General features: G+C 72.2%; 10 protein-coding genes. 9 read left to right on the top strand and 1 reads right to left on the bottom strand.

Going from position 1 to position 14,255, the window contains the following annotated elements; genetic code table 11:
* Window positions 1-226 precede the first annotated feature (226 nt).
* Genes ACFO0C_RS12640 through ACFO0C_RS12625 form a run of 4 tightly spaced genes read left to right on the top strand, consistent with a single transcriptional unit; the run spans window position 227 to window position 6,192 of the window.
* On the top strand, window positions 227-1,051 hold the full coding sequence (locus ACFO0C_RS12640) for a tetratricopeptide repeat protein (protein WP_378066770.1): 825 nt from the start codon (window positions 227-229) through the stop codon (window positions 1,049-1,051).
* On the top strand, window positions 1,048-4,884 hold the full coding sequence (locus tag ACFO0C_RS12635) for a CHAT domain-containing protein (RefSeq protein WP_378066769.1): 3,837 nt from the start codon (window positions 1,048-1,050) through the stop codon (window positions 4,882-4,884). The genes ACFO0C_RS12640 and ACFO0C_RS12635 overlap by 4 nt, the downstream gene beginning before the upstream one ends.
* 22 nt (window positions 4,885-4,906) lie before the next feature.
* Complete coding sequence (locus ACFO0C_RS12630; protein WP_378066768.1) at window positions 4,907-5,287, top strand: hypothetical protein; 381 nt, start codon at window positions 4,907-4,909, stop codon at window positions 5,285-5,287.
* A complete protein-coding gene (locus ACFO0C_RS12625) occupies window positions 5,284-6,192 on the top strand; it encodes a hypothetical protein (protein ID WP_378066767.1) in 909 nt (302 codons plus the stop codon). The genes ACFO0C_RS12630 and ACFO0C_RS12625 overlap by 4 nt, the downstream gene beginning before the upstream one ends.
* Window positions 6,193-6,539: 347 nt before the next feature.
* Here ACFO0C_RS12625 and ACFO0C_RS12620 read toward each other — a convergent pair whose 3' ends face one another.
* Window positions 6,540-8,018 carry a hypothetical protein gene (locus tag ACFO0C_RS12620; RefSeq protein ID WP_378066766.1) on the bottom strand — a complete coding sequence of 493 codons (1,479 nt, stop codon included), beginning with the start codon at window positions 8,016-8,018 and terminating at the stop codon, window positions 6,540-6,542.
* A gap of 86 nt (window positions 8,019-8,104) precedes the next feature.
* Here ACFO0C_RS12620 and ACFO0C_RS12615 point away from each other — a divergent pair, with 86 nt between their 5' ends.
* From ACFO0C_RS12615 to ACFO0C_RS12595, 5 genes are all read left to right on the top strand, one after another.
* Window positions 8,105-9,247 carry a sensor histidine kinase gene (locus ACFO0C_RS12615; protein ID WP_378066765.1) on the top strand — a complete coding sequence of 381 codons (1,143 nt, stop codon included), beginning with the start codon at window positions 8,105-8,107 and terminating at the stop codon, window positions 9,245-9,247.
* Complete coding sequence (locus ACFO0C_RS12610) at window positions 9,244-9,900, top strand: response regulator transcription factor (RefSeq protein ID WP_378066764.1); 657 nt, start codon at window positions 9,244-9,246, stop codon at window positions 9,898-9,900. The genes ACFO0C_RS12615 and ACFO0C_RS12610 overlap by 4 nt, the downstream gene beginning before the upstream one ends.
* An 82-nt stretch (window positions 9,901-9,982) precedes the next feature.
* Complete coding sequence (locus tag ACFO0C_RS12605) at window positions 9,983-11,467, top strand: amidase (RefSeq protein ID WP_378066763.1); 1,485 nt, start codon at window positions 9,983-9,985, stop codon at window positions 11,465-11,467.
* Window positions 11,468-11,615: 148 nt separating this feature from the next.
* Window positions 11,616-11,936: a CU044_2847 family protein gene (locus ACFO0C_RS12600; protein ID WP_378066762.1), complete on the top strand. Its 321-nt coding sequence runs from the start codon at window positions 11,616-11,618 to the stop codon at window positions 11,934-11,936.
* 95 nt (window positions 11,937-12,031) lie between these two features.
* A partial coding sequence (locus ACFO0C_RS12595; protein WP_378066761.1) for an AAA family ATPase occupies window positions 12,032-14,255 on the top strand: 2,224 nt, incomplete at its 3' end.

Here is a 14,255-nt window from a genome sequence, read left to right as displayed (position 1 = left end):
CGTGATCTGCGGCCGTCCGGGCCGCACGACATCCAGGTCGAGGATCAGCACCGTCGGCCCAGCCGTTGATATGCACAGTCGCGACGCCTTGCCGTGCCGGACTTGACCTTCCGCGCCACTCCAGGCGTCGTTTGCCACCGATCGCCGGTGAAGACCTTGTGCCGGAGTTGGCCCGCGCGGGATTCTGGACATCCGCGCCGATGTCCAGTGTGGAGGAGGTCCTCGAATGTCCTGGTGGAGCGGCCGCCGGAGGAGGTCGATAGAGGCGGCAGCGGCTCTGCACGAATCGGGCGTCGAGGCGGGCCGCAACGGCGACCTGCGCAACGCGGTGCCTCTGCTGACGAAAGCCCTGGAGATGTACGAGGCACTCGAGCCCGACTATCAGGCGAGCCAGGGCGCCGCCCGCACGCTGTGGCGGCTGGCCACCGTACAGGTGGAGATCGACGGTGCGGCGGTGGCATCCGAAACTGCGGCGAAGGCCGCGAAGCGATGGGAGGCGCTGCTCGCCGGGCCGGGGGCCGCAGACATCACGGTGTTGCGTGAGCTGACTCGCTGCCACACCGACCTCTGCATCCTCAACCTGCAGTCGGGAGCGGGCGAGCAGGCGATCGCCGACGGGAAGCGGGCCGTGGATCTCGCCGAGCGGCTCGTGCGCGACGGTCACCCGGAAGGCCGGACCGAGTTGGGTACGGCGCGGCACAACCTGGCCGTGGCCCTGTTCGAGACCGGCGAGACGGCCGGAGCCGCGAAGGTCGCCGCCGCCGCGGTCATGGTGCGTCAGCAGCTCGCCGAAGCTGCCCCGCATCCGTCGCTGGCCGACTGGGAACACGCCAACTCGCTGGTACTGAGCGGGCGTATCTATCGGGCACTCGGCCAGGCCCCGTTCGCAGCGACCGCGTTCACCCGCGCCCTGGAGCTGGCCTCGTCGCTGGGCCGGGCCGGCGGCGCCATGGCCGTGCACATCCTGCAACAGCTCAGGGACCTGACCGAGGAGCATCCCGGCATCCTCGATCATCTCGCCCTGAGGTCCGACACCGACGGGGCCCCGTGACCGCCGCCGACGACACGTTCGCCGCCATGCTCGGCACCGGGCTCCACCTGCTCGACCGCGGCGACCAGGTGGGCGCCCGCCGTTGGTTCGCGCAGGCCGCCCGTTCCGACGACCCGGCGCTGCTCACCGACCTCGGCGCGATATACCAGGAGTCACTCGGCGATCCGGGCCGCGCCGAGACCTGCTACCGGCGGGCCGCGACCGCCGGCAACACGGACGCCATGAACAGGCTGGGCGTGCTGCTGAAACAGCGCGACGAACTGACCGAGGCCGAGACGTGGCTACTGCGGGCCGCCGAGGGCGGCGACGCTCACGCGCTGAACAATCTCGGCGGGGTGTACGAGCGGCGCGGCGACAACAACCGGGCGATTGAGTATTTCCGGGCTGCGCTCGAGCGCGGCGTGCTGGCAGCGTTCTACCCGCTGGTGATGAAACTGTGGGCGGCGGGCCGGCACGACGAGGCCCTCGGCTGGTACCGGCAGGGTGAACGCTGGGACGCCCCGGAGATCCGCCCGCAACTGGAGTTCCTGGCCAGCCTGCTGGAGCACGGCCCGCCCGCGGGCAGACCCGGCGCGCCGCAGGCACGCGCGAACCGGGGCGTACCGCCGATCACCGTCGACGTCGACGATCCGCTCGGCAGCGCCGAACGAGCCCGCGGTGTCTTCCTGCTCACCGATGATCCGGTGCCGCTCGATCTGGCCCGGGACCTGGCCGCCTTCTCTGCCGAACACGCCCGGCGCGGCGGGGACGACCGGGCCCGTGCCCTGTCTCTGCTCGGTGACCTGGAGCGGCTGCGCTTCGAGCGGGACGGCGACGAGGCACGGCTGGAGGCGGCCGTGCGGTTCGCCCGGACCGCCTACCGGGAGGTTCTGCCCACCGATCCGAGCTACCCGCTGGTGCTGTCCCGGCTGGCGAGCGGCCTGGTGGCGCTGGCCGAGCACACCGGCGAGACCGAGCCGCTGCGCGAGGCGCGGGCACTACACGAGGAAGCGATCGGCGAACTGGCACCCGGCGATCCGCGCTTCGCCGAGTTGTGGACCGGTCACGGCAACGCCCTGCTGGCCGCCGAGTGGGAGGACGACGCCGTACTGGCTCTGCGTGCCGCTGTGGAGGCGACCCCGGCCGGCGACCCGGAGAGGATCGTCCGGCAGGTCCACCTCGCGTTCGCCCTGGTGCCCCGGTTCGAGCGCGGCGGCGTCATGGCCGCCCGCGACGAGGCGCGGGCGCTGCTCGATCGGGCCCGGGCCGAGTTGCCACCCGCCCACCGGCTGCGCGGGAGTGTGGACGCCGCCCTGGACCTGCTCGCCGGCTCGGGCACCCCGGCTCCCGCCACGGCCGAGCAGGCGCTCGACGAGTACCGCCGCACCGGCGAACTCGACCTGCTGCGGCACGGCATCGAGCTGCTGCGCGCCGGACCTGTAGGCGGTGAGACGCGGCGCAGGCTCGGCGTGGCGCTCACCCTGCTGTACCGACGGCTCGGCGATCCGGCGACGCTGGACGAGGCGATCGAATTGCTGGACGCGGACAGTTCGGCGCTGGTGGAGGCGGCGGAGGCGTTGCGGCTGCGGGCCCGCCGTACCGGCGGCGAAGACCTGCGCCGGGCACTGGCCCTGGCCCGGACAGCGGTGCGGCAGACCTCCGCCGAGGACGCCGAGCGTGCCACCCGCCTGCGCGCGCTCGCCGCGATCGTCGTCGAGGTCGGCACGGCCACCCAGGACTCACTGGCGGTACGCGAGGGAGTCGACCTGTTCCGCGCCGCGCTGGCCGAGACACCACCGGACAGTCCCGACCGGCCGGCCGCAGCCGTAGCGCTCGGCACCGCGCTGCTGGCCGCCGCCCGCCACGACCCCGCGCTGCTCGATGAGGCCGTGCGGCTCACCACCGGGGCCGTGACCGCCGTCGGTACCGGGCACCCGGAACGTGCCGCCTTCGAGACGGCCGCGGCGCAGGCGCTGCACCAGCACGCCCTGCACACCGGAGACGCGGATACGGCTGACCGGGCCACCATGGTGGCCCGGTCAGCCGTATCCGCCACCCCGGAGGATCATCCGGACCGGCCGGAACGGCTGGGTGTGCTCTGCCGGATCCTGCTGCACGACGCCGACCTGGACGAAGCGATCCGTGAAGCGGAAGCCTGGACGGCCGCGACTCCCGACTGGCATCCGCGCTGGGGAGAGGCGCGCACCACGCTGGCACGGCTGCTGGCGGCCCGCGCGATCGGCGGCGCCGACCCGGCCGAGCTGCTTGCCGCCGTTGTGGGCCTGCGGGCGGTGGCCACGAACGCGCGGATCGCGGCCACCGAACGAGTGCTTGCGGCCGATCTGTGGGCGACCGTGTGCGGGCTGCTGGGTGACCCGACGCAGCGGGAGGCGTACGCGCTGGCACTCGACCTGCTCCCTCGCACGGCCCGGCGTGGCCTGCCGCGCGCCGACCGCGAGGAGCATCTCGGCTTGTTCGCGGGCCTGGCCTCGCGGGCGGCCGCCCGCGCCCTCGCCGACGGCGACACCGGGCTGGCTCTGCGCTGGCTGGAACAGGGACGTGGGGTGCTGCTCGACCAGGCACTCGGCGTGCGCACCGAACTGGCCGCGCTGCACGAGCGGGAGCCGGGCCTGGCGGAGGAGTTCGCGGCGCTGATCGAGACGCTCGACCCGGACCCTGACCTTCTTGCCGATCCGGCGGAGAGCGCGCATCGTCGAGAAGATCTCGACCGGCGCCTGGACGAGGTGGTGGCCGAGATCCGCCGGCAGCCTGGGCTGGACGGCTTCCTGTCCCCGCCGACCGAGGCCGAGTTGCGGGAACGCTGCGCCGACCGTCTGGTGGCCGTGCTCAACGTGTCGGATGCCCGCTGCGATGCGATCCTGCTGGGCCGGGGCGACCCGGTCGTCGTCCCGCTGCCCGATCTGAGGCTGGCCGAGGTCCGTGAGGCGGCCGCCGGATTCCGCGGGGCGATCAGGGCCGTCCAGCGGGGCACGATCGCTGAACGGCTCGCCGGGCAACGTCTGGTGACGGCGGTCCTGGCCTGGCTGTGGGAAGCAGCGGCACGCCCGGTGCTGGACGCCGCGGGCGTCACCGGCCAGGAGCCTCACCGGCCCCGCATCTGGTGGGTGCCGACCGGTCCACTGGTCGAGCTTCCGCTGCATGCTGCCGGTCGGCACGACGATGACGGCCCCACGGTCCTCGACCGCGTCGTCAGCTCCTACCTGCCCACGATCCGCAGCCTCACCCCGCCGAGACAGCCGGACACCGGAGACAAACCCAGCGTGCTGGTGGTCGCCATGCCCCGCACCCCCGGCGCCGCCGACCTGCCACACGTGGACGCCGAGGTCGAGGCGCTGCGCGCGCTGACGCCGGTGACGGTCCTGGCCGGCGAGCACGCCACCCGGGAGGCAGTGCTACCCGCGCTGGGCAACCACGCCTGGGCACATTTCGCATGTCATGTCAGCGGTGAACCCGAGCGGGGAACCGACATCCGGCTGCTGTTGCACGACCACGAGCACCGCCCGGTCTCGCTGGCCGACATCGTGCGGCTACGGCCCGCATCGGCCGAATTCGCCTATCTCTCGGCGTGCGACACGGCGCGAGCCCCGACGCATCTGGCCGACGAGGCCGTGCACGTGGCCGGCGCTTTCCAGATGGCCGGCTACGGGCAGGTGGTGGCTACGATGTGGCCGGTCGGAGATCAGGCCGCGGCCGAGATCACGGCGGATGTCTACCCCCTGCTACTGGCGGGGGCAACGGCGGCGGAGTCTCTCGACGCGGCGGTCCGGCGGCAGCGCGACCGCTATCCCGCCGCACCGACCAGATGGGCCTCGCACGTACACGTCGGAGCGTAAGGGAGGCGGAGAGTTGAATCCGGTGGGCACGGCAGCCGGCGTGGTCTGCGCCGCGCTGAACGAACCCGGTTTCCGCGAGGTGGTTGCCCGGGCACGGGCATCCGACACCCTCGACCGAGTGGTCGCGGCCCTGAGCATCGACGGCCCAACGGTCCCGACCGGACTCGCCGCTGATCTGGCCCTCCTCGAACGGCAGTTGGCCGCGGCCGGGCTGGACGGCGTTGGTGCACCACCGCGTGGTTACCGTCCGATGCCAGGCGCGCTCGGCCATCCGGTAGTGGAGGTGTTCCGCTGCCCGCAGGGACGGTGCGAACGGATCGCGGCGGGACCGGAGGCCACCGCCGACCCACCCCGCTGCGGCGCGACCGGCCGCCCGCTGCGCGCCACCCGGCTGCCGACGTGACGGGCCTGCTCGCCGAGCTGGGCAAGAAGCTGGCCGACCGCTGGCTCACCGCGCTGATGCTGCCGGGCCTGCTGCTGGTTGCGGTCGCTGTGGTCGGGTTCCGTCTGTCCCATCGCCACCCGTTCGACGTGGCGGCGCTCTCGCGCTGGGTGGACGACACCGCAGCGTCGCCGGTCGGGCGCAGTCAGGGTGCGCTGCTGCTGATCACAGCGGCGGTGCTGCTCGCGGCGGGCGCCGCCGGGCTGGCGGCGGCCGGGCTGGGCGCCGGGTGCGGGCGGTGGTGCGTGGCCGAAGGGTCGTGGCCGCCGGGATCCTGGCTGGCCGCGTGGCGGCGCCGCCGGTGGGAGCAGGCCGACCGGGCGGCCCGGGAAGCACTGCGGGCCGCGGCAGCCGACGTGACGAAACCGCATCCGCCGCTGCGTGCGGCGATCCTGCGCCGGGACCGGATCGCACTGCGCGCCCCGCACCGGCCGACGTTCGTGGGCGACCGGTTCAGTGCGGTGGACCAGCGGGTGGCCGACGCCTACGGCCTCGATCTGCTGGCGGTGTGGCCGCGAATGTGGCTGGTCGTGGACGATCCCGTACGCGCCCAGACGTCGGCGGCCCAGGACGCCTACGCGGCGGCGCTGCGGTTGGCCGGCTGGGGGATTCTCTATCTGGGCCTGGGCGTGATGTGGTGGCCGGCAGCCGTGGTCGGCCTGGTCGTGCTCGCAGTGGCCTGGGTGCGGGTGCGGCAGACTGCCGGGTTGCTGGCCGATCTGGTGGAAGCCACTGTGGACCTGCACGGCCGGACGCTGGCGGACCGTCTCGGGCTGCCGGTGGACGGCCAGCTCACCCGCGCACAGGGGCAGATGGTCACGGCGGCGCTGCGCAAGGATGTTCCGCTGTCGCTACCGGAGTCGTGATCCTCCGCGGAGGATCAAGCCGGCGAACCGCAGGTGGCGGTCTCTGAGGTCGCCGCCGCGGAACGTCTTCACGTCCTCGCGGTAGGCCATCGGCCGAGTTCGTCCTCGGCCTGATGCTCGACGGCCGCTTCCGCACCTGACCCGCGAGGTGCCCAGACTGATCCACGGATGGCCGGCCGCGTACGGCGGCTCGAGATACTCGTCCGCCTCGCTGTCGTGCAGACCCACGATGCGGCGGGTGACCGTGGCGTCGACCTCGACTTCGGCCAGTCTCCCGGCCTTCTGTTCTCCTGACATGGCACCGGCATCATCGCCCGGCCGGCGGCGGGCCGGAGCCGAATCGGCCGCTATCGCCGAACGGGCTTCTCCGTCCGCCGGGGGCCGGTGGCGAGCAGCAGGATGACTGCCGTGTATGCGCAGAGCACGGCGAGTCCGGCCCAACCGGGCAGCGGGAAGTAGCCGGCCGACGGCGCGTAGTGGGCGATCACCTGCGGATACTCGACCGCCGTCTGGCCGACCGCGAAGCCCGCGGCCGGGGTGACACGCAGCAGCCACTCACCGGCCGCGTCGGGTAGCAGCGGCAATGCCGTGATCGCGTAGGGAACCGCGATCGACGACACCGCGACGAGGATCGCGGCCCAGCCACGGCGCAGCCACACACCGAGCCCGTAGGCGAGGACCGCGCACAACGCCAGTACCGCCGCGACGCCGATGACCACGCGGGCGCCGGTCGGCGCCGGCACCGGCTGCATCGGGACGCCGTTGTTCGCCAGGATCGCCACGCCCAGCGGTACGACGATGCCGACGGCGGCCAGTCCGGTGACGAAGGTGGCCGCACCGACGACCGTCGACCGGGCGACGACCAGCCGCCGGGAGGGCGTCGTGCGCGCACCGTGGCGGGCCCCGACGATGAGCACGACGAACAACGCGACCGTCAGGCCCGTCAGGGTGGTCTCGACGGTACGGGCGGCGTCCTCGCCGATCGGACCGATGTCTCCGGTGCCGCTGACCGTGATGACGCCGTCGTTCTCCACGGCTCCTGAGGCGAGGTGGTGCTTCTCCCAGTCGGTGTGGTTCATCTCGCCGACCGGATCGCTGTCCCACGCACCGGCGGCACCGCCGTCGACGGTGACGTTGTCGAAGACGCCGACCGCCTGGGTGAACCGGACCTCCTCGATCGCGCCGCCGAGAGCGACTTTGCGGAGTGTGAGGTCGCCGGGGGAGGTGGCGAAGAGGCCGACCTGCACGGTGTCCGGCAGCCCGTCGAGGGCCGCGGCGCCGACGGTGTGCCACTGCTCGCCGTCGGTGGACTCGGATGCGGTGATCGTGTCGCCCGAGCGGGTCAGGCGCAGCCAGCGCGGGGACTGCGGTGAGACACCGGCCGCACTGCCGGCGGTATCGTGACGGTAGTCGTGTTGGAACCGCACGCCGTGGCCGCCGGTCAGCATGAGTGCCGCGTACGACGATCCCTGCCGGGTGCCGTCCTTGATGATGATCCCGGCCTTCGCCCACGGCACCAGCCCGGACACGATCTCGTCGTGATCGGGCGGGGGATAGGTGATCGTCCCGGTCATCGCGGTCATCCGGACGGTGATGGCGCCCTCGGGACCCAGGTCACGGTGCAGGAACCAGAACCGGTCGCCGACGACGGAGCCGCCGTCGGCGACCGGAACGGCCGGGCACGGACCGTCACACGACGCACGGTGCCCCAGCGTGGCGAGCAGACCCAGCGCGATGACGCCCAGGGCAGCGGCGGCCAGGGCGATCAGGCGGCCCGGGCGGCGGAACGCGGTCCATTCCTGCCGGAGGAGTTCGGTGTTCGACATGCCGTCAGTGATACGGACCGGTCCCTACCACGACCCGAACCGGTGCTGTCACGCCGCTGTTAGGTCGCGCCGGGCATGCTGGCGGCATGAGCAGGCTGCGCATCGGGACCGTGGGAGCACGGTTCACGATCTTGTACGCCATCGTGTTCCTCCTGTCCGGCGTCGGATTGCTGGGTCTGGCCTTCCTGCTGTCCGGTGGCCGGTTCACCGAGGTCGCCCCGGTGGGGAACCGTCCCCCGCAGGGCAGCCTCGCCGCGGCGCAGCAGCGTGTCCGGGACCTGGAGGGTCAGCTTGCCGAGGTGCACGCGCAGCAGTCCCGGCAGATGCTGGTCGGCTCGCTGCTGGCGCTGATCGTCATGGCTGTGGTCTCGGTACTGGTCGGCCGGGTGCTGGCCCGGCGGGTCCTGCGGCCGCTGCGGGCCATCACCGATGCCACCCGGCGCATCTCGGCCGACAGTCTGGACCGCCGACTGGACGTCGCCGGGCCGGTGGACGAGGTGAAGGACCTCGCCGACACCATCGACGAGCTGCTCGCCCGGCTGGAGACGTCGTTCACGGCGCAGCGGCGTTTCGTTGCCAACGCCTCCCATGAGCTGCGTACGCCGTTGGCCACGATGCGGGCATCGGTGGACGTCGCGGTCGCCAAACCGGATCCGGCGGCCTCGACGCTGGCCCTCGCGGATCGTCTGCGCAGGCAGCTCGACCGGGTCGATCACCTGCTCGACGGGTTCCTCGTGCTGGCCCGGGCGCAGCACGGCGCACTGGCCGACACCGCATCGGTCGACCTCGGCGGCCTGGTCGCCGCCGCGGTGCGGGACAGGACCGCCGACGTGGGCCGCAAACGGCTGCGGGTGACGGTGACCGTGCCGCCCGCGACCGTCGCCCAGGGCAGCCCGGCGCTGCTGGCGCGGCTGGTCGGCAACCTCGTGGACAATGCCGTGACCCACAATCAGGACGACGGGTGGATCGAGATCAGCGGATCCACGACCATCCAGGAGACGGTGCTGACCGTCGAAACCGGCGGGCCCGTCCTCGACCAGTCGAAGGTGGACCGCCTGACCCAGCCGTTCGAACGGCTCGGCGGGGACCGTACCGGATCGCCGGGTCTTGGTCTGTCGATCGTCGCGGCCGTCGCCGCGGCTCACGGTGGCCGGATCGTCCTGCTCGCCCGGCCGGAGGGTGGCCTCCGGGTGTCGGTCGTCCTGCCGGCGGGGACGGTCGCGGCATGAGGATCCTGGTGGTCGAGGACGACGACGCGCTGGCCGAGGTGGTCGCCGAAGGTTTGCGGGATCGGGGGATGGCCGTCGACCTGGCGCACGACGGGCTGGTCGCCGCCGCGAAGCTGGACCTGACCGGGTACGACGTGGTGGTCCTGGACCGGGACCTGCCCGGGCTGCACGGTGACACGCTCTGCCGGATGATCACCGAACAGGTGGACCGGCCGATGGTCCTGATGCTGACGGCCGCGAGTGCGCCAGGCGACCGGGTCAGCGGGCTGACGCTGGGCGCCGACGACTATCTCGCCAAGCCGTTCCACTTTCCGGAGCTGATCCTGCGCATCCAGGCCCTGGCTCGCCGCAGACCGCACGCGCGGCCCCGCACGCTGCACGTAGCCGGGATCGTCCTCGACCCGGTCCGCCGCACCGTCGTCCGCGACGGGCGGCAGCTCGACCTGTCGGCGAAGGAGTTCGCGGTGCTGGAGGCGTTTTTGCTGGCCAGCCCGGGCTTCCTGAGCGCCGAGAGCCTGCTCGAGCAGGTGTGGGACGAGAACGCCGACAGTTTCACCAACACCGTGACCGTGACAGTGGGCCGGTTGAGGCGCAAGCTCGGGGAACCGCCGGCCATCGAGACGGCACGTGGGATCGGCTACCGGATCGCCTGAGCGGGCCGTCGATGCAGCATGTGGGCTGCCCGACCCGCGTCGCGGGGCGAGCGTGCCGGCGCGATGGGGCAAGCTGGGGCGCATGACCGATTACGCGTACTCGACCGCTGCCGAACTGGTCACCGCGATGGATGCCGGCGACGTGTCGGCGGTCGAGCTCACCACGGCCGCGATCGCCCGGATCGAACGCCTCGACGGCGACATCAACGCGGTCTGCGTCCCCGACTTCGACCGGGCCCTCGCGGCGGCGGGTGCGGCCGACGCGGCGCGGTCCCGGGGCGAGACCGGGCCGGTGCTCGGTGTCCCGATGACGATCAAGGACTCGATCGACATCGCCGGGCTGCCCACGACCTGGGGATTTCCGATGTTCAAGGATCACACCGCGGCCGTCGACGCGGTGGCGGTCGCCCGGCTCAAGGCGGCCGGAGCCGTGATCCTCGGCAAGACGAACGTGCCGCTCGGGCTCGGCGACTTCCAGTCCTACAACGCGATCCACGGAGCCACGAACAATCCGTGGGACCTCGCGCGTACCCCGGGCGGCTCGTCCGGTGGCCCGGCCGCCGCCCTCGCCGCCGGCTTCGGCGCCCTGTCGATGGGTTCGGACATCGGCGGATCACTGCGGGTGCCGGCACACTTCTCCGGGGTGTACGCCCACAAGCCCTCGGTCGGCCTGCTCCCGTCGCGCGGCCACACCTTCCCCGGCACCCGTCCGCTGCCCGATCTCGGCGGCGACCTGGGTGTCATCGGGCCGATGGCCCGGAGCGCGACCGACCTCGCGATGATGATCCGGCTGCTCGCCGACCCCGACGACGAAGGACTCGGCATCGCCTACCGGACCGCGTTGCGCCCGGCCCGGCACGACGACCTCGGCACGTTCCGGGTCCTCGTGCTGGGGGAGCATCCGCTCGTCCCGGTCTCGTCCGAGGTGCGCGCCGCGATCGACGAACTGGCTGCCGGGCTGGAGGCGTCCGGGGCCACTGTCCTGCGGCGCACCCCGCACCTGCCCGACCTGGCCGAGGGCGCCCGCTCGTACATGCGGCTGCTCCAGTCGACCCTCGCGGCGACCTTCCCGCCGGCGGTCTACGCGGCCGGTCAGGAGGCCGCGGCCGCCCTCGACCCGTCCGACACGTCGCTGGCCGCGGAGCGGACCCGGGGCATGGTCCTGAGCCATCGCGACTGGTTCGCGGCCGACCGGGTCCGCGCCGCCCAGCGGGCCCAGTGGGCGGAACTGTTCTCGCACGTCGACATCGTGGTCGCGCCGGTGTCCTCGACTGCGGCCTTCCCGCACGACCACAGCGAGCCGATGTTCCGCCGTACGATCGCGATCGACGGCGTGCGGCACGACTATTTCGACCAGCTGGTGTGGGGTGGCATCGCGACGGCGCCCGGCCTGCCGTCGACCGCCGTGCCGTTCACCCGGACGGCACAGGGCCTGCCGATCGGCCTGCAGCTGATCGGCCCACTCTTCGAGGACCACACCCCGATCCGTTTCGCCGAGCTGCTCGAACGTGAGTTCGGCGGCTTCACTCCACCGCCGATCGGTCACGACCCGGGAGATCCCGCCTGAGCGGGATCGGCACCCCGCGGATTTCGCCCGAACAGTTCCGCCTCGGCGTCGGTGGCATGCTCGTCCAGCTGCCGCAGCTCGTCGATCTCGATCCGCGCCGCCGATCGATCCGTACCTTGGCGTGATTCGCATGTGGAGGGAGATGCCGGTGTCGCAGGTTGTTCGGTACACGGTGGACGACGGTGCTGTGGTGTTGTTCGAGGTGGAGCCACCGGAGGGGTTCGAGCAGGCGTCCTCGGAGCGGCTGGTGGGCAGGGTCCGGGAGGCGATCGGGCCGGCGGTGGAGGCGGCGAGCGAGGTCCTGGACCGGGTGAAGGTGTGTGCGCCGCATGAGGTGGAGGTGAAGTTCGGGATCAAGGTCTCCGGGACGATGAACTGGATGGTGGCCAAGGCGGCGACCGAGGGCAATTTCGAGGTCACGCTGAAGTGGCAGCCCGGTAACCGTCCGGGCGAGGCTGCCGAGTCGTAGTGGCGTCGTTCGCTGATCCGGGTGATTCGTGGACGCTGGCTGTCCATGATCGGGAGTCTGATGGTGAGGCGGGGTTCGCGCCGTTGGGGACGGCGGTGGCGATCGATGCGCGGCGGGCGCTGACGTGTGCGCATGTGGTGCTCTCGGGTGGTGTTCGTCGCGCCGATCTGTGGGTGTCGTTCCCCAAGTACGGGCCGTGGGATCAGCGATACCGGGTGGCACGGGTCGACTGGAACAAGCAGTCGCCGGAGATCGCGGATGTGGCGGTGCTGCATTTCGATGAGGAGCTTCCGCCGGAGGTGGAGCCGGCGCGATTGCGGGCGCCGATGCCGCGTGATGTGAAGGGTCTGCGCTGGTGGGCGTTCGGGTTCCCGTCCAGTAGCCGGGTGCATGGCAACGAGGCGTCGGGGTTGGTGGGCGCGATGTTGGCGCACGGCCAGGTGCTGCTGGATACGGATTCGTCGTATCCGGTGGAGACCGGGTTCTCCGGTGCGGGGCTGTGGGTGCCGGAGTATCAGGGTGGGGCGGTGATCGGGATCGTCACCCGGGCGCGGCCTCGTGATGCGAAGGTCCGGCCGGGTGACGCGCAGGCGTTGACGTTGGCGGCGGTGGACGGGTTCCTGCCGGATGCCAAGCTGCGGGTGTTGATCGACTGGCGTGCTGTGGATGCCGGTGCGGTGGCGTTGGCGTCGTGGGGGTGGAAGCTCTCGGCTGACCGGGAGGCGCGGCGGCATTTCGGTTCGCGGGCACGGGGAGTGACCGGCGTGGCGGAGCGGGGGTACCGGTTCCGTGGCCGGGACGCGGCGTTGCTGGCGATCTCGGGCTGGCTGGATCGGGAGGTGACCGATCGTCGGGTGCTGGTGGTGACCGGGTCGCCCGGGGTGGGGAAGTCGGCGGTGCTGGGCCGGGTGGTGACCACCGCGGACGCCGGTCTGGCAGCGATGTTGCCGGCCGAGGACGCCGGGGTGCGGGCGCGGGTGGGATCGGTCGCGTGTGCGGTGCACGCGAAGGGCAAGACCGCGTTGGAGGTGGCGCGGGAGATCGCCGCGGCGGCGTCGGCGGGGTTGCCGCAGCGACTGGAGGAACTGGTCGAGTTGATGGCGGTGCGGCTGGATGAGCGGCCGAGCCGGTTCAACGTGGTCGTCGACGCGGTGGATGAGGCGGACACCGCGGAGGAGGCCCGGCTGATTCTGCGGTCGGTGGTGTTGCCGCTGCTGCAGGCCTGCGGGTCGCGTGGTGTTCAGGTCGTGCTCGGGTCCCGCCGGGCGGACGGGCGGGGGCTGCTGCTGGATGTGCCGGCAGGGGCGGCCGAGGTGATCGATCTGGACGATGAACGGTTCTTCGCGCTCGAGGATCTGGCCGGGTACGCGTTGGCGACGTTGCGGATGGCCGGCGACGAGCGGCCCGGCAACCCGTATGACGAGCCGGACAATGCGGTGACCTCCGCCGCGGTGGCGGATCGAATCGCCGCGCTGGCGGGCGGGAACTTTCTGGTGGCGGGGCTGGAGGCCCGCTGGCGGGGGATGTATGACGCGGTGCTGGCCGACCCCGGGTCGGTGGTGTTGACCGCGAGTGTGGATGAGGCGTTGACGGCCTACGTGCAGCGGCTCCCGGCCGTGGAGGGGGTGCCGGCTGATTCGTTGCTGGCCGCGTTGGCGTATGCGGAGGCGCCGGGCTGGACTCTCGCGCTGTGGCACGCCGCGGTGGTCGCGCTGGGCTGCCGGGTCAGCGAGGAGGGCTTGGCCGGTTTCGTCAGGTCTGCGGCAGCGAATTTCCTGGTCGAGTCCTCCGCCGATGGCGAACAGCCGGTGTTCCGGCTGTTCCATCAATCCCTCAACGACGCCTTGCTGCGCCCGCGTGACGACGTCCGGGTCCGCGCCGATGAGGGGGCGCTGACCACGGCGCTGACCCGGTTCGGCCGTGAGCGGGGTTGGGAGCATGCGCCGGAATATCTGCTGCGGTCGCTGCCGGGCCACGCCGCGCGGGCCGGCATGATCGATCACCTGCTCGCCGATGACGCCTATCTGTTGTCGACAGATCTGCTTCGACTGATCCCGGCCGCTGCGGCCGACCGGACGGCAACCGGTCGTCACCGGGTCCATCTGCTTCGCCTGACGCCACAGACCACTGCGGCGTTGCCGCCTGAGCGGGCCGCTCTGTTGTCGCTCACCCAGGCCTTGCAACAACTGCCGGTCTCGTTCACCCATCGGCGGACGCCGTACCAGGCGCAGTGGGCGAGTCTGCCCCCTCGTCACGAACACGCCACCTTGGAGGGCCATACCGGCTGGGTGAACGCGGTGTGTCCGGGGTCAAGCCCCT

Source organism: Actinoplanes subglobosus (genome assembly GCF_042650585.1).
In the GTDB taxonomy this organism is placed as follows: domain Bacteria; phylum Actinomycetota; class Actinomycetes; order Mycobacteriales; family Micromonosporaceae; genus Actinoplanes; species Actinoplanes subglobosus.
Note: the sequence above shows the minus strand (reverse complement) of the source record. Positions and strands in the feature narration are given on the sequence as shown.

What these genes read in the sequence shown, in the direction of transcription:
- ACFO0C_RS12640 (WP_378066770.1), top strand. Translation starts at nt 227, where the DNA reads ATGTCCTGGTGGAGCGGCCGCCGGAGGAGGTCGATAGAGGCGGCAGCG.
- ACFO0C_RS12620 (WP_378066766.1), bottom strand. Translation starts at nt 8,018, where the DNA reads ATGTCGAACACCGAACTCCTCCGGCAGGAATGGACCGCGTTCCGCCGC.
- ACFO0C_RS12615 (WP_378066765.1), top strand. Translation starts at nt 8,105, where the DNA reads ATGAGCAGGCTGCGCATCGGGACCGTGGGAGCACGGTTCACGATCTTG.
- ACFO0C_RS12610 (WP_378066764.1), top strand. Translation starts at nt 9,244, where the DNA reads ATGAGGATCCTGGTGGTCGAGGACGACGACGCGCTGGCCGAGGTGGTC.
- ACFO0C_RS12605 (WP_378066763.1), top strand. Translation starts at nt 9,983, where the DNA reads ATGACCGATTACGCGTACTCGACCGCTGCCGAACTGGTCACCGCGATG.